We start from the raw sequence: 725 nt of genomic DNA, 5'->3' as shown, positions 1-725 counted from the left end.
CGACCAGGGTGAGGGCCTCCCAGACGGTCACCTGGTTGGCCGTGAGCACCGGCTTGCCGAGCGCCGCCTCCAGCTCCGTGACGTGGGCGGCGGTGTGCAGGGCGGTGTCGGGGAGCAGGACGGCGTCGGCCCGGGGGTGGTCGCCGGCGCGGGCGAGCGCCAGCACCTCCTCGCGGCGCCAGGTGCCGACCTCGGCGGCGGTGACGATACCGGCGGCCCTGCCGGCGACGACCTCGATGTCGGCGGCCTTGAGGAAGGCGGCGAAGCGCTCGGCGACGTCCTCGGGATAGGTCGCGGCCACGGCGACGCGGCCGGCGCCGATCGCCTGCGCCGCGTGGGCGAAGGCGAAGGACGTGCTGGAGGCGGGCAGGCCGGCGGTGGCGGAGAGTTCACGGACCTGCTCGCGGGCGCCCTCCCAGCCGAAGACGAAGCTGGCGCTGGTGCAGGCCCACACCACGGCCTGGACGTCGTGCTCCGCCAACTCGCCCACGCTGGCGGCCAGCCGGGCCGCCGAGCCCATCTCCAACAAGGCGTCGACACGGTGGGCGTCCTCGCCGATGTCCGTGTGGACCAGCGGCAGCCGCACGTCGGCGCCCACCTCCCGCAGCATGCTCTCCAGCCTCGGGTAGTCGTCCTCCGCCGAGTGCCCGGGGTAGAGGAATCCGACCGACGTGGCCATGCGGCAGCTCCTTCGCTGACGTTCGTGAGGGGGACCGGTGGTGAGG

1 protein-coding gene is annotated in these 725 nt (G+C 74.5%); it reads right to left on the bottom strand.

The window, feature by feature from the left end; genetic code table 11:
- Positions 1 to 679, bottom strand: a 679-nt coding sequence (locus tag GL263_RS27525) for a maleate cis-trans isomerase family protein (protein ID WP_182858434.1), incomplete at its 3' end; no start/stop codon positions are given.
- Positions 680 to 725 lie beyond the last annotated feature (46 nt).

This window comes from Streptomyces durbertensis (genome assembly GCF_014156695.1).
In the GTDB taxonomy this organism is placed as follows: Bacteria; Actinomycetota; Actinomycetes; order Streptomycetales; family Streptomycetaceae; genus Streptomyces; species Streptomyces durbertensis.
Note: the sequence above shows the minus strand (reverse complement) of the source record. Positions and strands in the feature narration are given on the sequence as shown.